This is a genomic window from Kitasatospora sp. NA04385 (assembly GCF_013364235.1).
Taxonomy (GTDB): Bacteria; Actinomycetota; Actinomycetes; order Streptomycetales; family Streptomycetaceae; genus Kitasatospora.
Genome location: NZ_CP054919.1, coordinates 7,594,984 through 7,621,560 on the forward strand (window position 1 = coordinate 7,594,984; position 26,577 = coordinate 7,621,560).

The 26,577-nt window shown below is 75.5% G+C and carries 21 protein-coding genes and 1 pseudogene; 5 read left to right on the top strand and 17 right to left on the bottom strand.

Annotation, left to right across the window (positions count from 1 at the left end):
- Positions 1-108: 108 nt before the first annotated feature.
- On the top strand, positions 109-780 hold the full coding sequence (locus HUT16_RS33545; protein WP_176191769.1) for a hypothetical protein: 672 nt from the start codon (positions 109-111) through the stop codon (positions 778-780).
- A gap of 79 nt (positions 781-859) precedes the next feature.
- Here HUT16_RS33545 and HUT16_RS33550 read toward each other — a convergent pair whose 3' ends face one another.
- Entirely contained in the window at positions 860-2,014 is a 1,155-nt protein-coding gene (locus tag HUT16_RS33550; RefSeq protein ID WP_176191770.1) for an ROK family protein, read from the bottom strand.
- 308 nt (positions 2,015-2,322) lie between these two features.
- Between HUT16_RS33550 and HUT16_RS33555 the strand changes: the two genes are divergently transcribed.
- Positions 2,323-3,003, top strand: coding sequence for a methyltransferase (locus tag HUT16_RS33555; RefSeq protein WP_217712131.1), 681 nt, complete (start codon positions 2,323-2,325; stop codon positions 3,001-3,003).
- 7 nt (positions 3,004-3,010) lie between these two features.
- Here HUT16_RS33555 and HUT16_RS33560 read toward each other — a convergent pair whose 3' ends face one another.
- A complete protein-coding gene (locus HUT16_RS33560; RefSeq protein ID WP_176191771.1) occupies positions 3,011-3,154 on the bottom strand; it encodes a hypothetical protein in 144 nt (47 codons plus the stop codon).
- A 162-nt stretch (positions 3,155-3,316) separates the two neighbouring features.
- Positions 3,317-4,057, bottom strand: coding sequence for a hypothetical protein (locus tag HUT16_RS33565; RefSeq protein WP_176191772.1), 741 nt, complete (start codon positions 4,055-4,057; stop codon positions 3,317-3,319).
- Between HUT16_RS33565 and HUT16_RS33570 the strand changes: the two genes are divergently transcribed.
- On the top strand, positions 4,048-4,704 hold the full coding sequence (locus tag HUT16_RS33570; RefSeq protein WP_303392119.1) for a GNAT family N-acetyltransferase: 657 nt from the start codon (positions 4,048-4,050) through the stop codon (positions 4,702-4,704). The two genes, HUT16_RS33565 and HUT16_RS33570, sit on opposite strands and share 10 nt — an antisense overlap.
- Before the next feature lie 91 nt (positions 4,705-4,795).
- Here HUT16_RS33570 and HUT16_RS33575 read toward each other — a convergent pair whose 3' ends face one another.
- From HUT16_RS33575 to ligA, 13 genes and pseudogenes are all read right to left on the bottom strand, one after another.
- Positions 4,796-7,135 carry an arylsulfatase gene (locus tag HUT16_RS33575; protein ID WP_176191773.1) on the bottom strand — a complete coding sequence of 780 codons (2,340 nt, stop codon included), beginning with the start codon at positions 7,133-7,135 and terminating at the stop codon, positions 4,796-4,798.
- The gene (locus HUT16_RS33580; RefSeq protein WP_176193004.1) at positions 7,132-8,784 is read right to left on the bottom strand and encodes an ABC transporter ATP-binding protein; all 1,653 of its coding nucleotides are present in this window, start codon (positions 8,782-8,784) and stop codon (positions 7,132-7,134) included. The genes HUT16_RS33575 and HUT16_RS33580 overlap by 4 nt, the downstream gene beginning before the upstream one ends.
- A gap of 35 nt (positions 8,785-8,819) precedes the next feature.
- On the bottom strand, positions 8,820-9,665 hold the full coding sequence (locus HUT16_RS33585) for an ABC transporter permease (RefSeq protein WP_176191774.1): 846 nt from the start codon (positions 9,663-9,665) through the stop codon (positions 8,820-8,822).
- A 7-nt stretch (positions 9,666-9,672) separates the two neighbouring features.
- Positions 9,673-10,617, bottom strand: a complete 945-nt coding sequence (locus tag HUT16_RS33590) for an ABC transporter permease (RefSeq protein ID WP_176191775.1) — start codon at positions 10,615-10,617, stop codon at positions 9,673-9,675.
- A 3-nt stretch (positions 10,618-10,620) separates the two neighbouring features.
- Positions 10,621-12,231, bottom strand: a complete 1,611-nt coding sequence (locus HUT16_RS33595) for an ABC transporter substrate-binding protein (RefSeq protein ID WP_176191776.1) — start codon at positions 12,229-12,231, stop codon at positions 10,621-10,623.
- 71 nt (positions 12,232-12,302) lie between these two features.
- Positions 12,303-13,049 (bottom strand): ROK family protein, encoded by a 747-nt coding sequence (locus HUT16_RS38865; protein ID WP_254898114.1) that lies wholly within the window; start codon positions 13,047-13,049, stop codon positions 12,303-12,305.
- A gap of 536 nt (positions 13,050-13,585) precedes the next feature.
- Complete coding sequence (locus HUT16_RS33605) at positions 13,586-14,575, bottom strand: TauD/TfdA family dioxygenase (protein ID WP_254898115.1); 990 nt, start codon at positions 14,573-14,575, stop codon at positions 13,586-13,588.
- 512 nt (positions 14,576-15,087) lie between these two features.
- Positions 15,088-15,288, bottom strand: coding sequence for a hypothetical protein (locus tag HUT16_RS33610; RefSeq protein ID WP_176191777.1), 201 nt, complete (start codon positions 15,286-15,288; stop codon positions 15,088-15,090).
- A 156-nt stretch (positions 15,289-15,444) separates the two neighbouring features.
- The gene (locus HUT16_RS33615) at positions 15,445-16,212 is read right to left on the bottom strand and encodes a dienelactone hydrolase family protein (RefSeq protein WP_176191778.1); all 768 of its coding nucleotides are present in this window, start codon (positions 16,210-16,212) and stop codon (positions 15,445-15,447) included.
- A gap of 737 nt (positions 16,213-16,949) precedes the next feature.
- On the bottom strand, positions 16,950-17,465 hold the full coding sequence (locus HUT16_RS33620; protein WP_176191779.1) for an SUKH-4 family immunity protein: 516 nt from the start codon (positions 17,463-17,465) through the stop codon (positions 16,950-16,952).
- A gap of 160 nt (positions 17,466-17,625) precedes the next feature.
- Positions 17,626-18,270: pseudogene (locus HUT16_RS39920) on the bottom strand (nucleic acid/nucleotide deaminase domain-containing protein); the annotation flags it as partial.
- Positions 18,271-18,289: 19 nt separating this feature from the next.
- On the bottom strand, positions 18,290-20,188 hold the full coding sequence (locus HUT16_RS33630; protein ID WP_176191780.1) for an ATP-binding protein: 1,899 nt from the start codon (positions 20,186-20,188) through the stop codon (positions 18,290-18,292).
- Between the two features lie 312 nt (positions 20,189-20,500).
- Positions 20,501-22,585: an NAD-dependent DNA ligase LigA gene (gene ligA / locus HUT16_RS33635; RefSeq protein WP_254898116.1), complete on the bottom strand. Its 2,085-nt coding sequence runs from the start codon at positions 22,583-22,585 to the stop codon at positions 20,501-20,503.
- Positions 22,586-22,754: 169 nt separating this feature from the next.
- On the opposite strand from ligA, the gene HUT16_RS33640 reads away from it, so the two are divergent.
- Positions 22,755-24,224, top strand: coding sequence for a glucose-6-phosphate dehydrogenase (locus tag HUT16_RS33640; protein ID WP_254898117.1), 1,470 nt, complete (start codon positions 22,755-22,757; stop codon positions 24,222-24,224).
- Positions 24,225-24,346: 122 nt separating this feature from the next.
- Here the strand turns inward: HUT16_RS33640 and HUT16_RS33645 are convergent, their stop codons facing one another.
- Complete coding sequence (locus HUT16_RS33645) at positions 24,347-25,723, bottom strand: mycothione reductase (protein WP_176191783.1); 1,377 nt, start codon at positions 25,721-25,723, stop codon at positions 24,347-24,349.
- Positions 25,724-25,900: 177 nt separating this feature from the next.
- Here HUT16_RS33645 and HUT16_RS33650 point away from each other — a divergent pair, with 177 nt between their 5' ends.
- The gene (locus HUT16_RS33650; protein WP_254898118.1) at positions 25,901-26,497 is read left to right on the top strand and encodes a Dps family protein; all 597 of its coding nucleotides are present in this window, start codon (positions 25,901-25,903) and stop codon (positions 26,495-26,497) included.
- Positions 26,498-26,577: the final 80 nt, after the last annotated feature.

The following is a 26,577-nucleotide window of genomic DNA, read 5'->3' on the forward strand; positions in this document are numbered from 1 at the left end:
GCCGCCTGACATATCGACCGGCGTATCGACTGACGGACCGTCAGGCCCGTTGTCGGTGGCGCCGGTTACGCTCCTGCTCACTGACGACCGGTGAACAGGGGAGCGGCGATGGACTCGATCGACCTGTCGGAACAGGCGCCGGAACGGGCGGAGGCGGAGCACGGCAGCGCGCTCGTCGACCGGGCGGTCGCCGCGGTCGTGGTGGACCCGTCCCGTCCGGTGCTCGGCTACAACCGGTTCGCCGGCCCGTGGGTCGAGGGCCCGCTGCGCCCGCGTCCGGACGTCGAGGCGTTCCCGAGCGGCCACCCGCTGCCGCCCAGCCTGCGCACCTGGCTGGCGTACGACAGCGGCATGCTGGAGCGGCACGACTGGTTCGACGAGCACGGCGCGCTCGCGCCGCGCACCCTGGGCGAGATAGCCACCGAGGAGTACGGCGAGGGCTGGGGCTCCTGCTTCGAGCCGTTCTCGGCGCTGTTCGGCGAGTGCTTCCTGCTGCCCGGCGGCTCCGACTCGCGCCGGATCCTCTCGGTCGGCCCGGACGGCGAGCGCGACGAACTGGGCGAGTACCCGGTGTTCGCGCTCGACGTGGACGACCTGCCCTACGCGGTGCTGATGTACCCGGGCTTCGACGTCTACCTCGCCGAGACGGCGGGCGTCCTGCCGCCCGACGACCGCCCGGGCTACGACTCGCTCAAGCACGACCCCCGGTACGCGAGCCGGATGGCGGCGCACGCCCGGGGGCGGCTCAAGGGCGAGTACGACCTGCTCTGCCTGCCGTAGCCGTCGTCCTAGTCATAGCCATAGCCATGGCCGTAGCCGTAGCAGCCCCCGGCTTCCGGCCCCCGCCGGTCGCGCGCGTTCAGCGCGCGGTCGGCGGGTCCACGGCGAACAGTTGCTCCTCGACGTGGTCGAGGGCGACCCGCAGCGCGCCCATCGCGACCACCTCGGAGCCGAGCGCGGCGAGCGCGACCTCGGGGGCGCGCAGCGTGTAGCGGGCGAGCTGTTCGCGCAGCGGCTCCAGCACGCCGTCCAGACCGGCGGCCCAGCCGCCGACCACGACGATTTCCGGGTCGAGGGCGAGGACGAGCGCGGTGACGTCGTGGACGAGCCGGCTCAGGAAGCGGTCCATGGCGATCTGGGCGACCTGGTCGCCCTCCCGGGCCAGCCGCAGCACCCGGGCCACGGCGGCCTCGTCCAGCGGGTCGAGCGGCTTGCCGGTGGTGGACAACAGCCGCTCGGGGGTGGCCTGTTGGCCGAGCAGGTGGAGCGCGCCGATCTCGCCGGCGGCGCCGCCGTGGCCGCGGTGCAGCCGGCCGCCGATCAGCGAGCCCGCGCCGGGGCTGAGCCCGGCCATCACGAACACCACGTCGCCCTTGCCGACGGCCGCGCCCTTCCAGTGCTCGGCGATGGCGGCCAGGTTGGCGTCGTTCTCGATCACCACCGGGCAGCGGAAGGAGCGCCGCAGCCGGGTGCCGAGGTCGAGGCCGGTCCAGCCGGGCATCGCGGTGCCGAGCCGGATGGTGCCGTCGCGGTCGACGATGCCGGGGGTGCCGATGGCGACCTCCCACAGGCTGTCGCGGGAGACGCCGGCCTTGCGCAGCACCTCGGCGACGGTGGTGCGGACCAGGGTGAGGCGGTCCTCGGCCTCCAGCGCCTCGTCCACCGCCTTGGCGTGGCTGGTCAGCACCTCGCCGGCCAGGTCGGCCAGCACCACCCGCAGGTCGTGGACGCCGATCTCGATGCCCAGCACGTGCCCGGCCTCGGCGCGGAAGCGGAACCAGCGGGCCGGGCGGCCGCGTTGGCGGCCGGACTCCTGGACGTGCTCGACCTCGGCGACCAGTCCGGACTCCAGCAGCCCCTCGATCACGCCCTCGACGGTGGGCCGGGACAGCCCGGTGTCGCCGACGAGCTGGGTGAGCGTGACGGCCTGCCCGTCGCGCAACGACCGCAGGGTGACCGCCGCGTTGATGCGCCGCAGCAGTGAGGAGTCCCCTCCGGTGAGCCGGTCCGTCAAGTCGCTGCCCTTCCGCTTCGCGCGACTGCCCTGGCGCGCGGTGCCGTGGAGCGCGGTGTCGTCCCTCCCACCGTGGTGAGGCAGGTGCGGGCCCGCGCGGAGCCGCCGCCCGCGGACCGGCACCGTGGGGTGCCTCGAACGGGGCGTCTGCCCGGATCGTACTCGTGCGGCCCTCGGCGGGGCGAGCGTTTCCGCAGCTCATAACGGCTTCGGTATCGAAACGGTACGTCGTCCGTGATCACGTGGTGACCCGGTGGCGGCGGCGTCGCGGTAGGGGGCGTCCGCCCGCTGCCCCTACCCTTGGGCGCATGGGGAACAACACGGCCGCCGTGCGTCAGAGCGGGTCCGCCGACACCGAGTTCGTCCGCGCCCACACCTCGCCGGAGCCGGTGCCGTTCGTGCCGGAGGTGCGGCTGCGGATGGCGGACGACGCGATCGCGCTGTGGGAGACCACCGAACGGGCCCGCGGCCGGGAGGGGCTGCCGCCGCCGTTCTGGGCGTTCCCGTGGGCGGGCGGCGTGGCGGTGGCCCGGTACGTGCTGGACCACCCCGAACTGGTGGCGGGCCGCCGGGTGCTGGACCTGGCGGCGGGCTCCGGCCTGGTGGCCGTCGCGGCGGCGCTGAGCGGCGCGGCCGCCGTCCGGGCGGCGGAGATCGACGCGTACGCGGTGGCCTCGATCGGGGTGAACGCGGAGCTGAACGGCGTCGCGGTGGCGGCCGAACTGGCCGACGTGCTGGACGGGGACGGCGGGCCGGACGAGGTGGTGCTCGCGGGGGACGTGTTCTACGAGCGGTCGATGGCGGCCCGCTTCCTGCCGTTCCTGGAGCGGGCCGCGGCCCGGGGCGCGACCGTGGTGGTCGGCGACCCCGGGCGGGCCTACCTGCCGCGCGGGCGCTTCACCGCGCTCGCCGAGTACACCGTCCCGGTCGCCGCCGACCTGGAGGACGCGGCCGAGAAGGCCACCACGGTGTGGACGCTGCGCGGCTGACACGGCGTCAGGCCCCGCTCGGCCGGGGCGTCGGCGCGCTGCCCGACGGCACCGGCGCGGTGCCGAACGCCGGGCTCTGCCGCCGCGAGCCGGGCGGCAGGACGGTCGTGGCGAGGGCGCCGCGCCGGCGGCGGGGTGGGGATGCACGCATGCCGGAACTCCGGGTGGGGGAGGTGAACGGGGCGGCGGTGCGCGGGAGTGACCTCACCATGCGGGATGCCGCGGGCGCGCGTCAAGGGTTGGTAAAGGCCGGTTCCGGCCCGCCCCCGCAGGCGTGCGGGCCGGAAGGTGACGAACGGTCAGACGGGGCGGGTCAGTACCGGCTGGGGCACGGGCCGGTGGGGCTGAAGCTGGGGTACGACGGCGAGGGGCTCGGCGGGACGGTGTCGTTCTCGGTGCTGCCGGGACTGGCCGTGTTGGTGCGGGTGGGCGGCGCGCTGCTGAGCGGCACGCCGATCGGGGACGGCGGGACGCACCAGGACGGCAGGACGCCCGGGCCGACCATCGAGACCCACCTGACCTGGTAGGGCGCCTGCCCGTACCAGCCGTGCAGGCGCACCACCAGGGAGGTGGTCTCGGGCCCGGTGGTCACGGTGAGGCCGAGGACCTTCCAGTCCGGCCCGTTCGTCCAGTTCTGCACGGTCTCGCCGGGCGCGCCGCCCTCGGTGCCCAGGAAGACGTACGAGCCGCGGACGCTCGCGCTCAGCGTGTACGTCGAGTTCGGCAGTACGGTCACCCGCTGGACGCACCAGGCGGTGTCGTCCGGGGTCGGGCTGCCCTCCAGCCGGCGCCCGTCGGCCGGGTCGTCGTGCAGGGACACGTCGTCCTGGCAGAGCCAGTGCTCGGGGGTGCCGGTGTGCGCCGGGGCCGCGGTGAAGGTGCCGTCGCCGATCACCTCGATCCGGGGCGGCTCGGCGGACGCCGAACCGCCGAGGCCGAGGGTGGTCGCGGCAGCCAGGGCGACCGCGCCGAGCACGGCGGCCACCGGCAGGCCGTCGCCCGCGCGGCGGGAGCGGGAGCGGGGCCGGTGTCGGCGGAGCACGGGTGCACGCATGCCATCTCCAGGGTGGGGAGGTCGATGGGGGCGGTGCGAGGGAGTGCGCCACACCCTGTCGGGCCGGGCCCGGGCCGTCAAGGGGGCCGCCGGGAGGGCGTCGGGAGGGTGTCGGGAGGGCCGCCGGGAGGGGCGCGTCAGGGCCGGGGAGGGGGCGTAAACCCGTTGGCAGGGCGCTGAGCTGGGGTGATAGGAACGGTGGCATGAGCGAGTACGAACTGCGGGCCGCGCGCCCCGAGGACATCGACGCGGTGCTGGCGTTCTGGGCCGAGGCCGCCGAGGGCACCAGCATCAGCGACGACCGGGCGGGCGTGGCCCGGCTGCTGGAGCGCGACCCGCACTCCCTGGTCCTGGCCGAGCGCGCGGGCGCGATCCTCGGCACCGTCATCGCGGGCTGGGACGGCTGGCGCTGCCACCTCTACCGCCTCGCCGTCCACCCCGCCGCCCGCCGCCGGGGCATCGGCACCGCCCTGCTCGACGCCGCCCACGCCCGTTTCGCCGAGGCCGGCGGCCGCCGGTCCGACGCGATGGTCCTGGAGCACAACGAACTCGGCCAGGCCGCCTGGAAGGCCGCCGGCTACGGCCGGGAGGACCAGTGGCGCCGCTGGACCAGGCCGCTGGACGCCCCGGCCGGGCCCGCGTCGTGACCCCGGCGGGGCGCCCCGTGACTGCGGCGGGGCGCCCGGTGGCCGCGGCGGGGCACCCGGTGACCGCCGGGCGCCCCGCGCTCCGGGGCCCTCACTCGAAGGCCGCCGCCGCTTCGCGCAGCGCCCGCACCACCGTCTCCGGGTCGTACGGCGCGGCCGGGCCCGGCAGGTAGGTGACCGAGCGCAGCCCGCCGGTGTAGCGGAAGGAGCGGTGGCGCTCCCAGACCGGCCAGGACACCGGGGACTTGCGGTCGACGCCGACGCTGATGCCCTGGAACGGCGCCATCCCGATCAGCTGGTGCACCGGCCCGAGCGCGCCCGTCACCACCCCGTCCACCCGCACCTCGAACGTCCACTTCAGCTCGGCCACCGCCGTCGCCTCCAGCGCCACCAGGTGCGCCCCGGGCGGCAGTTCGCCCGCGTCGGCCTCGAACAGCTCGCCGTACTGGTTGTACGCCAGCCGCAGCCGCCCGTCCTCCACGTACAGGCTGTAGCCGCCGCCCTGGTCGCCGTGCGAGAGCAGCACGCCCTGGTCGTCGGCGCCGTGCCGGTCGAGCGCGACCTCCGCGGTGAAGGAGCGGAACGCCACCAGCCGGGAGGAGCGGTAGCGCTCCAACTCCGGGGTGCCGGCCAGCAGCGTCACCGGGCGGCGCAGCGCCTCCTCCTCCGGGTTGCGCAGCACGAAGCCGCCGGAGGCGTCGGCCAGCGGGAAGACCCCGTTGCGCCAGGCCGCGTCCTCCCAGGCCTGCGACAACTCCTTGACCAGGTCGGGGTGTTCGGCCGACAGGTCGTGGATCTCGGTCGGGTCGGTGCGCAGGTCGTACAGCGCCCACTCGCCGTCGTCGTAGGGCGCGCCGGGCCGGTGCAGGGTCACCAGCTTCCAGCCGTCCCGGTAGTACGAGCGGTTGCCGGTCATCTCGCAGTACTGCTCGCGGTGGGTGGACGGCGCGTCGGCGGCCCGCAGCACGGACGCGAACGACACCCCGTCCAGCTCCTGCACCGGCACCCCGCCGCGCTCCACCGGCCGCTGCACGCCCGCGAGTTCGAGCAACGTGGGCAGCAGGTCGGTGACGTACTGGTACTGGCCGCGCACCCCGTCGTCGCCCGCCGCGCGCGGCAGCCCGGCCGGCCAGGACAGCACGAACGGGACGCGCACGCCGCCCGCGTAGGTCTGGCCCTTGTACAGCCGGAACGGCGTGTTGGAGGCCATGCCCCAGCCGCGCGGGTAGTGCACCAGCGACTGCGGGCCGCCGATCAGGTCGATCTCCCGCTGCACGTCCGGGTTCCAGTCGGCGGGCAGGTTCGGGTGGTGGACGAAGCGGCTGAAGTAGCTGCGGGTGCCCTCCGCGCCGCCCTCGCCGGTGCCGCCGTTGTCGGAGGTGAACACCACGATGGTGTTGTCGAGTTCGCCCAGCTGCTCCAGCACGTCGGTCAGCCGGCCCAGGTTCCGGTCGACGCTGTCGACCATCGCGGCGTACACCTCCATGTAGCGGGCGTACAACTTCCGCTGCACCTCGTCGAGTTCGTCCCAGGCCCCGACCTCGTACCCGGCCTCGCCGTTGCGCTCCGGCAGTTCGGTGCCGGGCGGGAAGTGCCCGGCCGCCAGCTGCCGGGCGAAGCGCCGCTCGCGCAGCTCGTCCCAGCCGCCGTCGTAGCGGCCCCGGTGCCGTTCCAGGTCCTCCGGCTTGGCCTGGAGCGGGCCGTGCACCGCGTTGTGCGCCAGGTAGAGGAAGAACGGCTTGTCGGCGTCGTGCGCCCGCAGCGACTTCACCATGCCGATCGCCTGGTCGGTGATGTCGTCGGTGTAGTAGTAGCCGTCCGGGAACTCGTCGATGTCCAGCGGCGAGTTGTCCCGCACCAGCTGGTGCGGGTGGAACAGGCTGGTCAGGCCCTCCAGCACCCCGTAGTACTGGTCGAAGCCCTTCTGCAGCGGCCAGTTGGCCCGGTCGTCGGCCGCCGAGGAGGCCGAGTCCCGGGTCAGGTGCCACTTGCCGACCGCGTACGTGGCGTACCCGGCGTCGTGCAGGGTCTGCGCCAGGGTGGGGACATCGCCCGCGATCTCCATCCCGTACCCGGGGAAGCCGGGGTCGGCGTTGGCCACGAACGAGTACCCCACCCGGTGCGGGTTCAGGCCGGTCAGCAGCGCGGCCCGGGCCGGCGAGCACAGCGGCATGGTGTGGTAGTTGGCGAGCTTCACGCCCCGCTCGGCCAGCGAGTCCAGGGTCGGCGTCGGCACCTCCGAGCCGAACGGCCCGATGTCGCTGTAGCCCAGGTCGTCCACCAGCACCACCACCACGTTCGGCGCCCCCGCGCGCGGCCGCACCCGGCGCGGCCAGGACGGCACCGACTCGCCGAACGTCCGCCCCACCCGCCCGGGGAAGCCCTCGTACGGGTCGCGGCGGGTGCGGCCGCTCTCGTCGCTCTCGCTCACAGCAGGCTCCCGGACGTCGTGGTGGGAAGGGTCGTGGTGGGAAGGGACGGGACGGCCGCCAACAGCTCGGCCGTGTAAGGGTGTTCGGGAGCGGTGATCACCCGGTCGGCCGGGCCGCTCTCCACGATCCGGCCGCGGTGCAGCACCGCGATCCGGTGGCTGACCTGCCGGACCACCGCCAGGTCGTGCGCGATGAACAGCACCGCCAGGCCCAACTCCCGTTGCAGGCGCGCCAGCAGGTCGATCACCTGGGCCTGGATCGACACGTCCAGCGCCGACACCGGCTCGTCGCAGACCAGCACGCTCGGCTGCGGCGCCAGCGCCCGGGCGATGCCGATCCGCTGCCGCTGGCCGCCGGAGAACTCGCGCGGCGAACGGGCCGCCGCCGACGCCTCCAGGCCCACCTGCTCCAGCAGTTCGGCCACCCGGGCCTGCCGCTGCGCCCGGTCGCCGATCCGGTGCGCGATCAGCGGCTCGGCGATGATCCGGCCCACCGTCAGCCGCGGGTTCAGCGAGGCGTACGGGTCCTGGAAGACCATCTGGACCTCCCGCCGGGCCCGGCGGCCGTCCAGCGGCTCCCCGGCGAAGGTGATGCCGCCCGCGTCGGGCGCGTGCGCGCCCACCAGGGCCCGGGCCAGCGTCGACTTGCCCGAGCCGGACTCGCCGACCAGGCCCAGCGTCTCGCCCGGGTGCAGTTCGAGGTCCACCGACTCCAGCGCGGCGGTCCGCCGCCGGCGCGGGCCGTAGCCCTTGGCCAACCCCCGTACCACCAGCAGCGGTTCGGCGCCCGGGGTGCTGTTCGCGGCCGCCCGGGACGGGGCGTCCAGCCGGGGCACCGCCGCCAGCAGGGACTTGGTGTAGGCGTGCCGGGGATCGGTCAACAGCCGTTCGGTGCGCCCCTGTTCGACCACCTCGCCGTCGCGCATCACCAGCAGCCGGGAGCAGGTCTCGGCGATCACGCCCAGGTCGTGGCTGATCACCACCAGCGCGGTGCCGCGCTCCCGGTTGATCCGGGCCAGCAGGCGCAGGATCTGCCGCTGCACGGTCGGGTCCAGCGCGGTGGTCGGCTCGTCCGCGACCAGCACCTGGGCGTCGTGCGCCAGCGCCAGGGCGATCATGATGCGCTGGCGCTGGCCGCCGGAGAACTGGTGCGGGAAGTCGCCCAGCCGGTCCGCCGCCTTCGGCACGCCCACCAGCTCCAGCAACTCCACCGCCCGCAGCGCCCGTTCGGCCTTCGCCCGGGGCCCGCCGTGCGCCCGCAGCGCCTCGTCCAGCTGGCGGCCGACCGAGAGCACCGGGTTCAGCGAGGACATCGGGTCCTGGAAGATCATCGCGATCCGCCGGCCGCGCACCGCCCGCAGCGCCTGCTCGGGCAGATCGGCCAGGTCCTGCCCGTCCAGCTCCACCGCCCCGCCGGTGATCCGGCCGCCGGCGGGCAGCATCCGCAGCAGCGCCAGCGCGGTGGTCGACTTGCCGGACCCGGACTCGCCGACGATCCCCAGGCTCTCCCCGGCGCCCAGCGCGAAGTCCACCCCGCGCACCGCGGCCCGCTCCCCGAAGCAGACGCGCAGCTCGCGCACCCGCAGCAACTCGGCGGTGGGGGAGGGGGGTTGCTCCTCCAGTGGAGGACGGTCGATCAGTTCGGTCATCGTGCTGCCCTCCGGCTCGGATCGGGTTCCGGTGCTCATGCGCGCGCTCCCCGGTTCAGCGCCTCGGCCAGCAGGGTGAAGCCGAGGACGAGTGCGGTGGTGACGGCGAGCGGGGCGGCGGCCAGCAGCGGGTTCGTGTCCAGGTAGGCGACCGAGCCGCTGATCAGGCTGCCCAGGGTGGGCTCCGGCGGGCGGACGCCCAGGCCGAGGAAGCTGAGCGCGCCCTCGATGAACACGCCCACCGACAGGGCGACCGCGCCCTGCACGATCAGCGGGTCCACCGCGTTCGGCAGCACGTGCCGCAGCAGCACCCGGGCCCGGCCCGCACCGCCGACCCGGGCGGCCAGCGCGTACTCGCGCTCCCGCTGCACCAGCACGCCGGCCCGCAACTGCCGCCCGAAGTACGGCACTTCGGCCAGCGCGATGATGATCACCACCGGCCAGCGGCCCGGTCCGAGGATCGCCGTCACCGCCAGGCCGAGGATCAGCCCGGGAAAGGACAGCACCAGGTCGAACAGCCGCTGCACCACCAGGTCGGCGGCCCGCGAGGTGGCCGCCAGCAGGGCCAGCGCCGCACCGGCCAGCGCGCCCGCCGGGACGGCCGTCAGGATGATCGACAGGTCGGTGAGGATGCCGTGCAGGATCCGGCTGAGCAGGTCCCGCCCGATGTCGTCGGTGCCCAGCGGGTGCACCCCGCTCGGGCCGGCCAACGCCTGCGGGCCCTGCGCGTCGGGGTCGGCGTCGGTCAGCCAGGGCGCCAGCAGCCCGGCCAGCGCCACCGTCCCGACCAGCACCAGCCCGGTGACGCCCCGCCAGGTCAGCAGCCCGGCCACGTAGCGGTTGCGCGAACGGGCAACCAGGGGAAAGGAGATCGTGGTCATCGTGTCGTCACTCCCACCGCACGCGCGGGTCGAGCCAGGAGTACAGCAGGTCGGTGAGCAGTTGCACGGCCACGTAGCCGGCCACCACCAGCAGCAGCAGGTCCTGCACCACCGGGTAGTCGCGGCGCGAGACGCCCTGCTCGATCAGCTGGCCGAGACCCGGCCAGGCGAAGATCCGTTCCACCACCACCGCGCCCGCGATCAGCTGCCCGATCTGCAGGCCCAGCACCGTCACGGCGGGCGGCAGCGCGTTCGGCAGCGCGTGCCGCCACAGGATCCGGCGGCGCGGCACGCCCAGCGCCGTCGCGGTGCGCACGTAGTCCTCGCCGAGCGCCCGCTCCAGCCCGTCCTGCAGGTAGCGGGCCAGGATCGCCGCGCTCGGCAGCGCCAGGCACAGCGCCGGCAGCGCCAGGTACTGCACCGCCAGGTCCGGCGCGTCGAACAGCGAGGCGTGCCCCCCGGCCGGCAGCAGGCCCAGGCCCACCGCGAACACCAGCACCAGCAGCACCCCGGTGACGAACGGCGGCACCGCCAGCGCCCCCGTGGTCAGCGCCCGCAGCGCCCCCGCCAGGGCCCGCCGCCGCGCCGACACCGCGTACAGCGCCGTCGGCACCGCCAGCACCACCACCAGCAGCAGCGCGGCGAGGGTCAGCTGGAAGGTCGCGGCCAGGCCGTCCCCGATCAGCTCGGACACCTGCCCGCCGATCGCGTAGCTCGGCCCGAGGTCGCCCGTCAGCACCTGCCCCAGCCAGTGCAGGTACTGCGAGAGCAGCGGCGCGTCCAGCCCCAGCCGCTCCCGGATCGCCGCGACGGTCGCGGGCGAGGCGTCCGGCCCGGCCAGCGTGGTCGCCGGGTCGCCCGGGATCAGCCGCAGCATCAGGAACACCGTGAACGAGGCGGCCACCAGCACCGCCAGCCCGCTCGGCAGCCGTTTGAACAGGAAGGTCCGCACGGCTCAGCCCGCCAGGTACGCGTCGTCGAGGTTCAGGTACGAGTACTTGTTGAGCGTCACCCCGCGCACCTGCGCGCCCGCGACCTCCACCAGGCCGGCGATCGCCAGGTCGACGATGAACTGCTCGTCCAGCAGGATGTCCGTCACCCGCTGGTACAGCGCCTTCGCCTCCGGGCTGTCCGCGTCCGAGCGGTTCCAGGCCTGCTGCACCGCCGCGGTGTACTCCGGGGAGGAGAACTTCGAGGTGTTCTTCGCCTCGTTGAACGGGTACGCGCTGACCGCCAGCGTCGCCGGGTGCGCCTGCGAGAAGCTGTGGCTGAGCGTCCACAGTGCCGGCATGGACTGGGAGATCAGCTGCTTCTGCATGGTCGGCGAGTCCACCGGCTGCAGCTGCACCTCGATCCCGACCTGCTTCAGGTCGTACTGCAGGATCTGCGCGACCGCCGTCGACCCGGCGTCCGACTGGTGCGCCAGCGGCAGCGACAGCGAGGTCACCCCGGCCTCCTTCAGCAGCGCCTTCGCCTTCTCCGGGTCGTGGTGGTAGCGCTTCGCGTCCTCCTCCCGGTACGCGGGCGAGGACTTCGGCCACGGCACCGAGGAGACCGTCGCGTACCCGCCCAGCGCCTGCTGCACCAGCCGGTCCCGGTCGATCGCCCAGGCGATGGCCTGCCGCACCCGCTTGTCCTGGACCTCCGGGAAGGACAGGTTCGCGCCGATGTAGAACGCGCCCGCGCCGGTGTCGTACTGGGTGATCCGGAACCGCTTGTCGTCCTTCAGCGTCGCCACGTCCTTGCCGCGCACCGCGTACGTCAGCTGGGTCTGGCCGGTCTTCACCGAGGACAGCAGCGTCTCCGCCTGCGGGATCACCTTGATCTCCACCCCGTCCAGGTACGGGCGGCCCGGGTTCCAGTACTTGTCGTTGCGGGCGAAGCTCAGCGAGGAGCCCGGCTTGCGGTCGGTGAAGGTGAACGGCCCGGTGCCGATCAACTTGGTGCCCGCCACCGCGTCCTCGACCGACTCCGCATCCGGGATGATCATGAACTCGAAGAGGTCGAACAGGTTGGACACCTGGTGCGCCAGCACCAGCGTCAGCTCGAAGTCGCCGTTCTTGCGGAAGTCCGCCACGGTCAGCGCCGTCGCCCGCAACTGGGCCGAACGCACCGGGTTCTGCAGGTTCTTGATCGCGAACACCACGTCGTCCGCGGTGAACCTCCGCCCGCTGTGGAACGTGACGTCGTCGCGCAGCTTCAGCGTCACGCTCAGCCCGTCCGCCGCCACCTCCCAGCTCTTCGCCAGCTCCGGCTGCGGGCGCAACTGCTCGTCGTAGCGGGTCAGCGTGTTGAACACCAGCCGCTGGAGCAGCGAGTTGGCGCTCTGCGCGAACAGCAGGGCCGGGGTGAAGTCGACCCCGACGCCCACCGTCAGCACCCCGCCCCGGCGCGGCGACGCCGCACCGCCCGACGCCGCGTCCGCCCCCGGCGAGGCGTCCGCCGCCGAACGGCAGGCCGACAGCGCCAGCAGACCGGTACCCGCCAGGGCGCCGCGCAGCAGCGCCCGGCGCGAGATCGCGGAGAGGGGGAGCGGGCCACCGGAGCCGGCGGAGAACGCGTTCATGATCAATAGTCCTTCGGAATAAGCGAGTTCGGATGGGTCGGAGGGTTTCGGAGGATCGGGGGTCCGCGGAGTCAGCGGCCCGGCAGCGGACGGGCGTACAGCTCGGCCAGCACCGGCGCGCAGGCCGCCACCGCCAGCGCGTCCGCGCCGAAGCGCTGCGCCACCAGCAGCGAGGCGTCCCGGTGCAGGTGCGAGCGGAGTGCGAACTCCGCGCGCACCGCGTCCAGGTAGACCGGGTCGGCCAGCGCGAAGGTCTCGGTCAGCACCAGCAGGTCCGGGTTGACCACGTCGGCCAGCAGGGCCAGCGCCCCGCCCACCACCCGGGCCCGCTCCCGCACCAGCGCGTCGGCCCGCGGATCGCCGGAGCGGACGGCCGCCAGCAGCAGCCCCCGGTCCGGCCGGGCGATCACCCCCTGCGCGGTGGCGGCCTCGAACAGCGTGTCGTCCGAGGCCGCCACCGACAGGCAGCCGCTGCGGCCGCAGTGACATCGCGCCGTGCTGCCCGGCACCGGCAGGTGGCCGCCGTCACCGGTCACCGACGGCGGACCCTGGTGCACCGTCCCGGCCACCGAGATGGACGCGTCCACCACGTGGCCCACGAACAGCTGCACCATCGAGCGCCGGGCCGCCGGATCGCCGAACAGCACCTCCGCGGCGGCCAGCGCCCGGGCGTGGTTGTCCACCCGCACCGGCAGCCCGGTCGCCCGCTCCAGCAGCTCCCGCAACGGCACCTCCCGCCAGCCCAGCGGCTCGTGGCGCACCGTCACCCCGCGCTCGGCGTCCACCGCGCCGCCGGTCACCGCGCCCAGCCCCAGCACCCGCCGACCGCTCCCGGCCGGCGCGGCCTGCAGCCGCGGCCAGCAGCCGGGGCAGCCGGGCCAGCAGCGCCTTCAGCACCGCCGACCCGCGCCGCCCGCCGTTCGGCAGCTCCTGCCGGAACAGCACCCGGCCGCGCAGGTCCAGCAGCGCGAAGGTGCTGTACGGCAGGCCCACGTGCAGCCCGGCCACCGCCAGGCGCTCCGCGTCCACCTCCAGCGGCAGCTGCGGACGGCCCCGCACCCCCGGCGCGGCGACCGCCAACTCCGGTCGCTCCGCCAGCAGTTCGAGCCGCAGCAGATCCACCACCTGGCGGGAGACCGCCGCCGCGCTCAGCCCGGTCAGCCGGGCCACCGTGCTGCGTGCCACCGGCCCGTGGTCCAGCACCGCCCGCAGCACGGTGGCCGCGTTCGCCTCCCGGCGGTCGTCCCCGGGCCGGGTCGCCGGTCGTGGGGCGGGGCGCGGGACGGGGACGGCCGGGATGCTGCGGACGGTGCCGTTCACGGATTCGACTCCTCTGCTCTGCCGGGTGGACCGGTCAGGAAACGGGGCCGGACAGCGCCTCGGCCTCCAGCTCGGCGGCCGGGACCAGGCCCGCCACCCGCGGCGGGTCGGCCGGCTCCAGCAGCCGGCTCGGCTGCCCGTCCACGCCCACCGGCAGGTCGCCGTCCAGGGTGATCCGGCGCACCAGGCGCGGCTCGTCGCCGTAGTCGTTCACCGCGTAGTGCTGGGTGGCCCGGTTGTCCCAGATCGCCACGTCGCCGACCTGCCAGTCCCAGCGCACGCTGTTCTCCAGCCGCTCGACGTACCGCTGGAACAGCTCGATCAGCGCCCGGCTGTCCTTGCCGGACACCCCGACGATCTTCTGCGCGAACGACCCCAGCAGCAGGTGCTTCTCACCCGTCACCGGGTGCACCCGCACCAGCGGGTGCTCGGTCTTGAACGCGGTGGACACGAACACCTGCCGGAACAGCTTCGCCACCTCGGCGTTGTCGGCCAGCTCCGGCGCCAGCGCCAGGTTCGCCGCGTAGTCGTAGTCGTTGGTGTGCACCGCCCGCAGGCTCTCCGCGAGCGCCTTCAGCGGCGCCGGCAGGTCCTGGTACGCGGCCGCGGTGTTCGCCCACACCGTGCTGCCGCCCGCCGGCGGCAGCTCCAGCGCCCGCAGGATCGACGCCTTCGGGTACGAGGGCACGAACGTCACGTCGGTGTGCCAGTTGTTCGCCCGCACGCCCTTGGTGGCGTCCAGCTCGAAGATGTACCGCCCGTCCGCGCTCGGCACCGTCGGGTGGAACACCGGCTGCCCCAACAGCCGTGCGAACGCCTCGTGTTCGGCGTCGTCCAGGTGCGCCTGGCCGCGGAAGAACAGCACCTTGTGCTCGTACAGCGCGGCCTCCAGCGCCGCCACCGTCTCGGCCGGCAGGTCGCCGCCCAGCTTGACGTCGTGGACGACCGCACCGATCCGGCCCGCCGCCGGGGTCAGCCGCAGCTCGGTCGGGGTGAGGACGGGAGTGGACGTGGAAACGGACATGGTGGGACTCCTTCGGGGAGGTGGGAACGGCGACGGCGGCACGGGTGCCGCCACAACGGCCGGACACCGCACGGCGATCGGGCAGCCCACAGGGCGCACCGCCGTGACGGAGGGAGAGGGGAGAAAGGAGAGGGGAGAGCGCGCGCCGACTACAGGCAGCAGCGCCGACAACAGCCACGGGGACGCAGACCCACCGGGGCCGGGCACGACGGACGACAGACGACAACGACGGTACGCATCGGCCCTCCTTCCGGTTCGCTGCGACTGGGCTCGGCGCTCATCGTGCTCGGCCCGAACGCCCGCTGTCAATCGTCATCTTCCCAGCTGGGAGCGGGTGTTGCGGAGTATTGCGACGTGTTGCGGGCCGGTGACGACCCCGCGACGAACCCCCGTCACCCCTTGTCGCCGCGCCCCGGCCGGGCAAAACTTTCGGAGCGGAAACAACCCCGCCACCCCCCTGCCCACCCCCCTGCCCACCTCCGGCCCGGCGCCCCCCGCGCCGGGAGGGCGTCCTACTGGCCCAGCAGGTGGGCGAAGTCGTTGCCCAGGCCGCCCAGCATCGGGAGCGCGCCCAGGTCGGTGATCGCGCCGACCGGGATGCTGTAGCCCTGGTTCGGGACCGGCGCGGGGGCCTCCGCGGCGAAGGCGGTGCCGGTGGCGGCGGGGGAGAGCAGGGCGGCGGCGAGGACGAGGGTACTGAGGGCGGTGCGCACGGGGGCGGCTCCTCGGGGTCGGGGGTGTGGCTGACGCCGGTTCAACGCGGAGGTGCCGGGAGCGGTGACGGAGGGTCGTCCGTTCGGCGCAGGGAAAGCAGCGGCCCCGCCCGGCGGACGGCCGGACGGGGCTGGGCTGAGCGGGGCGTTGCGCCGTCAGTTCTTCGGCGACAAGGTAGCCAGGGCGGCCAGCGCGGCCAGGATGCGGGCGAAGGCGTCCGCGGTCTCCTCGGGGCGGTGGGTGGCGGGGCGGTCCTCGCACAGGAAGCCGTGCGGGACGCCCGCGTAGGTGACCAGCTCGTGCCCGACGCCCGCGGCGGTGAGCCGCTCGGTGATCCGGTCCCACTGCTCGGGCGGGACGACGTGGTCCTCGGCGCCGACCAGCCCGAGGACGGTGGTGCCGTGCGCGGCCAGCGCGGCCGCACCCTGCTCGCCGAGCGGCGGGTGGTCGTCGGCCAGCGGGGTGTCCTCCAGCGTCCAGGTCGGGTAGCAGGCGGCCACCAGGTCCAGCGGGAGCCGGGTGCCGGCCAGCAGGCCCAGGTGGCCGCCGACCGAGAAGCCCGCGAAGGCCCGGCCCGGGCCGCCGCTCAGGGACGCGCCGAGGGCCAGCGCCGCCGCCGTGTCGGCGGCGACCTGCTCGGCGGTCAGGGTGCCCAGCAGCGCGAAGCCCTCCGCCCGCCCCGCGTCGTCGTACGGCAGCTCGACCCGCGCCGCCTTCCGCCCGTAGAAGTCCGGGGCGACGGCGGCGTACCCGGCGGCGGCCAGCCGCTCGCACACCCCGCGCACCCAGGCCGTGACCCCGAACAGCTCCTGGCCGACCACCACGGTGGCCGCCGGCGCCGCGTCCGCGGGCGCGGCCAGGAACAGCTCCGGACCGCCCTCCTGCGGGCGCACCCAACGGGTCGTCACATCGGCTGTGCTCATGGCTGGTTGCTCCCCCTGATAGGGCCCGGCGCTCGGCCGGGACTCGTCGGGTCCACGCTACCCGGCCGGACGGCGGGTGGTGACGGTGCCGCGGTGTGGAGGCCGGCGTCCCCACCGGGGCGAAACCGGGGCGAACGGGCGCGGGCGCAGCGGACCGGCGAACGTGGAGGCGCCGCCGCCCGCCACCACCGGGTACCGCTTGAGCGCCAACTCGCCGAGCTCCGGCGGCAGTTCGGCCGCCGGTCGACCGCCCGTCGGTCGCCGCCGGACCGCCGGAGGCCCCCGTCGCCCGGCTGCCGCTTCAACTCCCGGACCGGGACCGGCGGATCGGCGCGCACCAGGCGCACGGCCGGGTCGTCCACGCCGGGCAGCGAGCCGGAGACCACGTACTGCGCCAGGTGCGGGCAGGGGCCGGACCGGCCCGGGTCCAGCCCCGGGCGGCAGGCGCCCAGGCCCGTCGGCACGGTGGCGAAGCGCCGTCGGGGGCGTCGGTCGGGGGTGTCGGTCCCCGCGCCGCCGACCGGCGCGCCGCCGGAGCGCCCGGCGCCACCACCACCGTCCACCGGTCGGTCCGCGCTCCCGACCGGCCGGTCCTCGAACGGCCCACCCCGCCCGCCCCGTTCACCCCCGACCGGCGCGCGGACCTGGCGGACGCACCGGTGGCCCGCCTGCTCGCGGGCGGGGACACCACCGCCGCGAGCCGACGGGCCACCGGGGGCCGGGCCGTCACCGGCCCGTCAGAGCAGCCCGTCCCAGAGCTGCTCGACGACGACGGCCCACCAGTTCTCCGGGTCGCCGAAGACGCTGCCGTCGACGGCGGCCAGGTCGCGCTGGAGCGCCTCGACCACCGCGCCCGCCGCCCGCGGGTCCAGCCCGGCCAGTGCGGGCCGGCGCTCGGCGAGCAGGAGCAGGCAGCGCAGGTAGGCGTTCGGGTCGGCGTTCAGGTAGCGGCCGGTGCCGTTGTCCGGGTCGACGGCCCAGACCCGGCCGGCGCCCTCGGCGGTGCACTGCACGGCGATCACGGCCCGGCCGTCGGTGCCCAGCGCGACGTACTCGGCGAGCACCGCCCGGGCCTGCTCGGACACCCGCTCGCCGCGCCCGGTCGCCGCCAGGTGGCCCGCCACGTCCGGCAGGCCGGGCAGCAGCTCGAAGAAGGACGCGACCCGGACCGGGAGCCCCGCCTCCACCAGCGTCCGCCGGGCCGCCTCGGGCAGCGCGGTGGCCGCCGCCTCGTCCGCGTCGAAGCGGTGCACCCTCGGCGCCGAACCGCCCGGCCAGGCGGGCGCCCAGCTCGGCGTCGCCCTCCGGCCCGGCGGCGGGCACCGCGCGCGGGAACGGCACCCGGTTGGGCCGCGGCGGCACCGGACGGCCCGCCGACCGGAAGGACGCCTCGGTGGCGTCGGTGAGCGCTCGCACCGCGGCCGCCCGGCGGTCGTAGCGCGGACCGTAGTCGTGCCCGTAGGAGAAGGTCGCCACCGGCAGCTCGGCCAGCAGCACCGCCGCGCAGTAACCGCCGGGCAGCTCGCACGGCCGCAGGTCGGTGTAGACCGACAGCACGTCCTCCGGCCGCACGCCCTGCTCCTGCAACGTCCGCCAGGCCCGCACCTCCGGGTGGCCGGTGCCCGGGGCGGAGAGCACGAACAGGCTCTGCTCCTCGCCCCGCGCGTCCCGGTAGGCCAGCACCGCGGAGGCGCCCGGGCCGACCAGCGGCGGGCGAGAGGGGTCGTACGAGCCGGCGCCCAGCTTGTCCCGGTAGAGCTGGACCACCTCGTCCACCGGCACCGAGGGCCAATGGGTCAACTCGCCGGACTCCCGGTCGACCACCGCGCAGGCGGTGCCGATCTCGACGGGCGCCCGGCGCGCCCCGGTCTCCGGGTCCGGCTCGGCGGCGGGCAGGACGGGCCACAGCACCCACCCCAGATCGAACTCGTGCACGCCGATCCGGTGCCACTGCTCCTCGGGCTTGGCACCGTTGATCCACTGGTGGGCCGCCTCGATCGCCTGCTCACGGGTCGTCACGCGGTCGTTCTCCTTCAAGGCCGGTCGGACAGGATTCACAGTAGTGCAGCGGTACGCCTCAGCCGACGGCCGGAGCAGCCGGAGCCGCGGGAGCAGCCGGAGCCGCGGGAGCGGCCGGGGTCGAGAGGACGGCGGCCAGGGCGGTCGGACGCAGCGCCGCGACCCCCCGGGCGTCGGCCAGCAGCAGCAGGCCCTCCGGCGTCAGGTCGGCGCCGCCCAGCCGCTCGGCGGAGAGGAACACCGCGACCTGCGCCCCCACCCGGCCGTCCGCCCCCCGCTCCCACAGCCGCAGGTAGTCGCCGCCGGTGCTGATCCCCAGCGGAGTGGCCGCGCGCTCCTCCTCGGCGGGCCGGGCCAGCGCGTCGGCGTCGCCCTCCACCGGCTCGCCCGTCAGCGCGTCGTAGGCCGTCAACTCCGGCTCCCCGCCCGGCCGGTACGCCACCAGCGCGGCACCGCCCGCGGGCAGCACGGCCGCCGTGACCGCCCGCACCCCCGCCAGCGGTCGCGCCCACAGCGTGCGCCACGGCAGCTCGACGCCGAACTCCGGCACCGGCACGCCGTCCTGCCGGGCCCCGTGCTCCAGCAGGGCCGCCCGCACGTCCGGGCCCAGCTCCTGGCGGATGAACAGCGGCGCCAGCCGCAGCCAGGTGCGCGCCAGCGGCGGCAACTCCGCCCCGCCCGCGACCAGGTGCTCGACGGCGGCCCGCAGCCGGACCTGCTCGGCGTGCAGCAGGAACCCCGGGTCCGCCAGCAGCCCCGGCAGCAGACCGCCCTCCAGCGCGTGGCCGACCAACTGCTCCCGGACGTACGGCTCGGCCCGCGCCCACCGGCCCGGGCCGGCCCCGTCGAGGGTGGCCAGCAGGGCGGTCGCCAGTCGGCGCTGCACCTCGCGGACGGTGCTGCCGAAACGCTCGCGCAGCTCCGCGGCCAGCGCCGGGTGCACGATCCGCACGGCCGGGGGCAGCCCCTCCGCCGTGATCAGGTCGAAGAACGGCAGCAGCAGGTGCTGGCCGCCCGCCAGCGCCGGACCGAGGTCCTTGCCCGCCACCGCCGAGGCCAGCGGCGCCCACAGGTCGAGCGGAAGCGGCTCACCGGCGCCCGCCAGGGCCAGCGGGGCGAGCAGCCGGCGCAGGGTCAGCTCGTCCACCCCGTGCAGCTCGGCTTGCAGGTCGAGCGCGTCACCGACCGTACGGGGCACCGGAGTCGGCCCGTCCGGCACGCTGCGGGACGACCAGGCGGCCAGCCGGACCACCAGCGGACCGGCCGCGGTGCGCGCCAACTGCTCCGCACCCGCCGCATCCCGCAGGGAGAGCTCGGCCTGCAGCAGCAGCCCCTCCTCGTCCCGCCACGGGTCCCGGTCCAGGTCGATCACCAGCAGCTGGTCGGCGGGTAGCTCCTTCGCCAGCCGGTCCGCCTCGGCCCGGTCCACGTCGGCCAGCAGCCGCACCCCCGGCGCCAGCGCGAGCGGCCGCAGCACCTCCTCGGTGACCCGGGCCGCCTCGTCCAGGTTCGGCAGCACGCCCGCCCGGTCCGCGTCCGCGACCACGGCCGTCAGCGGCTGCTCCGGCGACCCGATCCCCGCCAGCCGCGCCGCCAGCTCCTCCGCCCGGACCGCCCCCGGGGCGAAGTGGTCCGCCACCAGCCAGCGCAGTTGCAGCGCCGTCAGCCCGGTGGCGTCGAACACCGGCGGCGCGGGCAGCTCGGCCGGCGGCACGGTGGCCGGGTCCAGCGCGGAGACGTCGAACCGCTCCCGGTGGGACGGCTCGCAGAGCATCAGGAAACCGGTCAGCAACCGGGACCGGCCACTGCCGGAACCACCCGTGACGAGCACCGTGCGGGGCACCCCGACCCCGCCGGAGCGCCAGGCCGCCAGGGCGCGCAGGGCCACCGCCCGCCCGCCCAGGTACGGGTGCGGCTGGTACGGCTGGTGGACGGTGGGGGTGCTGGAGTCGGTCACGTCGGGGGTTCTCCGGTACGAGGAAGGTCGGGAAACGGTCGGTGGCTCGGCGGGCAGCGGAGCGTCATCCGAGCCGCGGTTCCCTGCATATCCGCCGCTCCCCGGCCGCCGGAACCCTCTCGGCAGGTTCTTCACAGCGGTCGGGAAATCCTCACCGACCGCTGCCGTGCGGTCCGTTGCGGCACGACGCCCCCGTTGTCCCGAGCCGCCATGTTAGCCGATCGATGTCCTCCGCTTGGCCTCCCCTTTACGACTCCGTGGTGCGGCGACCGAGGGACCCGGAGTCCTGGCGCCCCGGAGGCCGGGGGAGGGTCAGACCGCGACGGGCAGGTGCTCGGCGACCAGCGCGGCGAACTCCTCCGGGGCGAGCACGCGGATGCCCAGCTCCTCGGCCTTCGCCCGCTTCGAACCGGCCTTCTCCCCGGCCACCAGCAGCGTGGTGCGCTTGGAGACCGAGGACGACGCCTTGCCGCCGGCCCGCTCGATCAGCTCGTTCACCTCGTTGCGGGACAGCGCGGCCAGCGGGCCGGTCATGCTGCCCGTCACCACCACCGCCTCACCGGCCAGCGGACCGCCGACGGGCACCCCGGCGCCCTCCGTGCCCTCCGTGCCCTCGGCCGCCCCGGCCGCGCCGGCCGCCAGGACGAGCACGGGAGCGGTCGGCTCGGTGACCTGGACGCCCACGCCGAGCTCGGTCAGCCGGTCCAGCAGGGCCGACAGCTCGGCGAGTTCGGAGACGACCAGGCGGGCCTTCTCCGGGCCGATGCCCTCCACGGCGGCCAGGGTCTCCGCGTCCGCCGACCGGATCGCCGCCATCGAACCGAAGTGCGCCGCGATCCGCCGCGACATGCTGCGCCCGGTGCCGCGCACGCCCAGCGCGCACAGCACGCGGTTCAGCGGACGGGTGCGGGCGGTGGCGATCGCCGCCAGCAGGTTGTCGGTGCTGGTGGCGCCCATCCGCTCCAGCGAGAGCAACTGCTCGCGGGTCAGCGTGAACACGTCCGCCAGGTCGCGGACCAGACCGGCCTCCACCAGCTGCACCGCCCGGGTCGAGCCCAGGCCCTCGATGTCCAGCTGGTCGCGGCCCGCCGCGTAGATGATCGACGCCACCGCCTGGCAGTTGCGGCCGCGCACGCAGCGCCAGCGCTGCTCGCCGGTGTCGATCGCCTCCCCGCAGCGCGGGCAGGCGGTCGGGAAGACGATCGGCTGCTCCGCGCCGGTGCGCTCCGCCACCAGCGGGGCCTCCACCCGGGGGATGACGTCCCCCGCGCGGTAGACGAAGACCCGGTCGCCCAGCATCAGGCCGCGCCGCTCGATGTCCGCCGGGTTGTGCAGCGTCGCGAACGACACCGTCACGCCGTCGATCACCACCGGCTCCAGCACGGCGCGCGGCGCGATGACGCCCGTCCGGCCGACCGCCCACTCCACGCCCAGCAGCCTGGTCACCTTGTGCTCCGCGGCGAGCTTGCGGGCCACCGCCCAGCGCGGCGCCCGCGAACCGGAACCGGCCTCCCGCTGGTCGGCCGCGTCGTCGGCCTTCACCACCACGCCGTCGATGCCGAACGGCAGCGCGGCCCGCATCCCCGCGATCTCCTCGACCCGGCGCTGCACCTCCTCGACGCTCCCGCAGCGCAGCGGCGCGGCCGCCGTCGACGCCGCCGTGTTCGCCCCGAGCGCCGCCAGCCGCTCCAGCAGCGCGCTGTGCGCCGACTCCTCGTCCAGGCCCACGGCGTCGTACCCGAAGAACGTCAACTCGATCCGGTACGGCCGGTCCTTGGCCCGCAGCGTGCCCGCCGCGCCGTTGCGCGGATTGGCGAACGGCACCGCGCCGTGCGCCGTGCGGATCTCGTTCGCCCGCTCGAACTGGGCGTTCGTCAGCAGCACCTCGCCGCGCAGCTCGACGTCCACCGGCTCGGCGAGCAGGGCCGGCAGGCCCAGCACGTCGCCCGCGGTGTGCGTGATGTCCTCGCCCGCGAGGCCGTTGCCGCGGGTCAGCACCCGCCGCAGCACGCCCGCCTCGTACCGGGCCGCGACCGCCAGCCCGTCCAGCTTCGGCTCCACGCACCAACCGGCCGGCGCCCGCCCGAGGCGGCGCTCCAAGGAGGCCGCCCAGTCCGCGAGTTCCTCCCCCGAGAAGACGTTGTCCAGCGAGAGCATCGGCACGCTGTGCGGGACGTCCCCCTGCGCGGCGCCGCCCGCGACCTTCCCGGTCGGGGACTCGGCCAGCACCTCCTCCGGATGGGCCTCCTCGTAGGCCGCGATCGCCCGCACCAGCACGTCGTACTCGTCGTCCCCGAGCGTGGTCGTCCCGTCCCCGTAGTAGGCGGCGGCGGCCCGGGCGGCAGTGGCGACGGCGTCGGCGTAGTCGCCGGAAGAGAGCAGATCGGCCTTGTTCATGACCGTCATCCTTCCGTTCGGGACTGACAACCGACCGCCTCCGACCGGCTGCCCGGCGCACCGTCAGGCCCGGTGCCGCCGGGGGCTCACCCGTTCGGAGGAGCTTGGGATCGCGAAAGCGGGGAAGGCACGGCGAACGACCCCCCGCCGACCCCCTGGAGCCGTTGCCGTGACGCCCCCGCCCACCGCCGCCCCCCGCGCCGACGGCGCGCCCGCCCTCCTCGTCCTGTTCGGCGCCACCGGCGACCTCGCACGGCGGATGCTCTTCCCCGCCCTGTTCGAACTCTGGGAGCGCGGCCTGCTCCCCGACCGGTTCGCGGTCATCGGCTCCGGCCGCCACTCGCCCGGCACCGACGAGGACTTCCGCCGCCAGGTCGCCGAGGCGGTGGCCGGGGCTGCAAACGGAGCCGACCCCGGGGCCCTGGAGCGCTTCACCCGGCGGATCGGCTTCGCCACGGCGTCCGCCGAGGACGGCTCCGGCCTCGCCGCGGCGGTGCGCGAGCGGCGCACCGAGCTCGGCGCGGACTGCCGGACCTTCCTCTACCTCTCCGTCCCGCCCGGCCAGGCGGACGGCATGCTCCGGATGACCGGGCGCGAGGGCCTCGCCGAGGGAGCCACCCTGATGGTGGAGAAGCCCGTCGGCGAGGACGTCGACACCGCCCGCGCGCTCAACGCGCTGCTGGCCTCGCTCGCCCCCGAGGAGCGCATCCTGCGGATCGACCACTTCCTCGCCAAGGAGTCGGTGCGCGCCCTGCTCGCGCTGCGCACCGCCAACCCCTGGCTCGCCGCGTCCTGGGACGCCCGGCACATCGCCTCGGTGCTGATCGACGTCCCGGAGGAGATCGGCATCGAGGGCCGGGCCTCCTTCATGGAGCACACCGGCACCTTCCGCGACATGGTCCCCACCCACCTGTGCCAGGTCCTGGCGGCCGTGGCGATGGAGCCGCCCGGCTCCGCCGACCCCGAGGCCGAACGCGCCGCCCGGCTCCGGCTGTTCGAGCGGACCAGGCCCTTCGACCCGGCGCGGACGGTCTTCGGCCAGTACGAGGGCTACCGGGACGAGGACGGGGTGGCCGCCGACTCCACCACCGAGACCTTCGCCGCCGTCGAGGTCCGGATCGACGACCCGCGCTGGCAGGGCGTCCCCTTCCTGCTGCGCACCGGCAAGTCCCTGGACTCGGCCGCGCACCGGCTGATCGTCCGCTTCCGGGCGGAGGACGGCGCGCAGGGCGGCGCGGAGGGCGGTGCGCAGGGCGGCGCGGAGGGCGGTGCGCAGGGCGGTGCGCAGGGCGGCCCGGAGGACGCCGCGCAGGGCGGCGGGACCGAGCTGGTGGTGGGCCTGGGCGCCGCGGCGGACGTCGAGCTCGGCGTCCGGCTCAGCCGCCCCGGGCCCCGGCCGGGCGCGGTGGACGGCGTGCTCGGCCTGGCCCCGCTGCCCGGCGCCGACGACTCGCTGAGCGCCTACGCGCAGGTCTTCCACCACGCCCTGCGCGGCGACCACCGGGTGTTCACCACGGCGGCCGAGGTCGAGCGGCTCTGGGAACTGGCCGCGCCGGTCCTCGCCGACCCGCCGCCCGCCACCCCCTACCCGCAGGGCTCGGCCGGACCGAAGCCGCCGACGCCGGATCGGGAGGGCTGAGCCCGGGCCGGACGGGCTGAGCCCGGGCCGGGCGCTCGGCGGCCCGGCCAGGCCCGGGTGCTCGGCGGTCGGGGCCGGGCGCGGACCGGGCGCGGACCGGGCGCGGGCCGGGTCCGGGCCGGTCAGTCTTCGGGCACCGGCAGGTCGAGCAGCGCGTTCTCCACCACCTCGGTCAGCGCCGGGTGGATCCACAGCGGCCCCTCGGCGAGTTCGCGGGCCGTCATCCCGGTGGCGAGGGCGACCACCAGCGGCTGGACCAGGGTGGCGGCCTGCGGCCCGAGCAGGTGCGCGCCGAGCAGCCGCCCGGTCCGGCGGTCGGCCAGCACCTTGCAGAAGCCCTCGGTCTCCTCCAGCGCCCAGCCGTACGCCACGTCCGCGTACCGGTGCACGGCGACGGCCACGTCCAACCCCTGCTCGCGCGCCTGCCGCTCGGTGAGGCCGACCCGGGCGACCTGCGGGTGGGTGAAGACGGCGGAGGGCACCGCCGCGTAGTCCATCGCGCGCTCCCGGCCCGGGTGCAGCAGGTTGTGCGCGACGATCCGGGCCTCCCGGTTGGCGACGTGCTTGAGCGGGACGGGCGTGGCGATGTCGCCGAGCGCCCACACCCCGTCGGCGGTGGTGCGCAGCTGGGCGTCGACGGTGATCCGGCCGTCCTCCCCGGTGGCGATGCCCGCCCGGTCGAGGTCCAGCAGATCGCTGTTGGGGCGGCGCCCGACCGCCACCAGCAGGGTGTCGGCGCGCAGCTCGGTGCCGTCGTCCAGGGTCAGCCGCAGGTCGCCGGGGCGGCCGGTGACGGCGGTCAGCTCGCGGCCCAGCCGCAGGTCCCAGCGGCCGCGCACCGCCTCGGTGAACGCGGCGGACACCGTCTCGTCCTGCTGCCCGAGCAGCCGCTCCTCCTGCTCGACCACGGTGATGCGGCTGCCCGCCGAGTCGAACACGTGCGCCAGCTCGGCGGCGACGTAGCCGCCGCCGAGCACCACCAGGTGCTCGGGCCGCTCGGGCAGCCGCATCACGGTGTCGGAGGTCTGGTAGGGCAGCCCGGAGTCCGCCACCACGGGCGGCACGACGGGACGGCCCCCGGCCGCGACGACCATCCGGTCCGCGGTCAGCTCCACCGGCCCGTCGGCGGTGTCCACGGTGATCCGGCGCGGCCCGGTGAACCGGGCGGTCCCCCGGTAGACGGTGGTGCCCGGGGCGTCGCGGCGCCCCTGCTCGCCCTCGGCGGCCGCGGCGTCCAGCCGGCCGAAGACCCGCTCCCGGACGTCCGGCCAGCGCACCTCCCGCAGCCGCGCGTCCACGTCGTGCCGCCCGGCGTCCCGGACGGTGTCGGCGACGTCGGCGGTCGCGACGAGCATCTTGCTGGGGATGCAGCCCGCGTTGAGGCAGGTGCCCCCGAACGGGCCGGCGGAGACGACGGCGACGTCCAGATCGGCGAACCGGTCGTCGAGGACGGCGTTCCCGGAGCCCGCTCCGAGGATCAGGAGATCGTGATGGCGCATGTCCGGAACGTAACCGTTCCGGGCCGGACCATTCCGGACGCCGGTCGGCGCGGGCGGCCCACCGGGTGGGCGGGAGGAGAGACGTTCACCCGTTCGGCGGATCGGCACCCATGACTCGCGCGGAATCGGGGAGGCGTAGGTCAGCACCGTTCAGGACCGACACCATGATCACCGCGAATGAGGAGAACCGACATGGCCCGCGCCGCCAACCGCCCCGCCTACACCGTCCCCGGCCTGACCACCGACCAGGGCGCGGAGCTGATCGTCGCGCTGCAGGAACGGCTGCACGCGCTGAACGACCTGCACCTCACCCTGAAGCACATCCACTGGAACGTGGTCGGCCCGCACTTCATCGCCGTCCACGAGATGCTCGACCCCCAGGTCGACCGGGTCCGCCTGATGGCCGACGACGTCGCCGAGCGGATCGCCACCCTGGGCGGCGTCGCCCACGGCACGCCCGGACGCCTGGTCGCCGAGCGCGGCTGGGACGACTACGCCGTCGGCCGGGCCGACGCCATCGCCCACCTGGGAGCCCTCGACCTGGTCTACACCGGCGTCATCACCGACCTGCGCCACGCGGTCGAGCTGGCCGGCAAGATCGACCCCGCCACCGAGGACCTGCTCATCGAGCAGCTGCGCGACCTGGAGCAGTACCAGTGGTTCGTCCGCGCCCACCTGGAGAGCTCCAGCGGCACCCTCGCCACGGCCGGCGCCCCCACCGAGCAGCGCGCCGCGAAGAAGGCCGCCCGCAAGACCACCAAGCCCGCGCGCTGAGCGCCCCACCCCCCGCCGAAGGCCGCCCCCTCGCCGGGGCGGCCTTCGGCGCACCTGTGGTCCCCGTCCGGTGCGCAGGG

What these genes read in the sequence shown, in the direction of transcription:
- HUT16_RS33545 (WP_176191769.1), top strand. Translation starts at nt 109, where the DNA reads ATGGACTCGATCGACCTGTCGGAACAGGCGCCGGAACGGGCGGAGGCG.
- HUT16_RS33555 (WP_217712131.1), top strand. Translation starts at nt 2,323, where the DNA reads ATGGGGAACAACACGGCCGCCGTGCGTCAGAGCGGGTCCGCCGACACC.
- HUT16_RS33560 (WP_176191771.1), bottom strand. Translation starts at nt 3,154, where the DNA reads ATGCGTGCATCCCCACCCCGCCGCCGGCGCGGCGCCCTCGCCACGACC.
- HUT16_RS33565 (WP_176191772.1), bottom strand. Translation starts at nt 4,057, where the DNA reads ATGCGTGCACCCGTGCTCCGCCGACACCGGCCCCGCTCCCGCTCCCGC.
- HUT16_RS33580 (WP_176193004.1), bottom strand. Translation starts at nt 8,784, where the DNA reads ATGACCGAACTGATCGACCGTCCTCCACTGGAGGAGCAACCCCCCTCC.
- HUT16_RS33585 (WP_176191774.1), bottom strand. Translation starts at nt 9,665, where the DNA reads ATGACCACGATCTCCTTTCCCCTGGTTGCCCGTTCGCGCAACCGCTAC.
- HUT16_RS33595 (WP_176191776.1), bottom strand. Translation starts at nt 12,231, where the DNA reads ATGAACGCGTTCTCCGCCGGCTCCGGTGGCCCGCTCCCCCTCTCCGCG.
- HUT16_RS33605 (WP_254898115.1), bottom strand. Translation starts at nt 14,575, where the DNA reads ATGTCCGTTTCCACGTCCACTCCCGTCCTCACCCCGACCGAGCTGCGG.
- HUT16_RS33615 (WP_176191778.1), bottom strand. Translation starts at nt 16,212, where the DNA reads ATGAGCACAGCCGATGTGACGACCCGTTGGGTGCGCCCGCAGGAGGGC.
- ligA (WP_254898116.1), bottom strand. Translation starts at nt 22,585, where the DNA reads ATGAACAAGGCCGATCTGCTCTCTTCCGGCGACTACGCCGACGCCGTC.
- HUT16_RS33645 (WP_176191783.1), bottom strand. Translation starts at nt 25,723, where the DNA reads ATGCGCCATCACGATCTCCTGATCCTCGGAGCGGGCTCCGGGAACGCC.
- HUT16_RS33650 (WP_254898118.1), top strand. Translation starts at nt 25,901, where the DNA reads ATGAGGAGAACCGACATGGCCCGCGCCGCCAACCGCCCCGCCTACACC.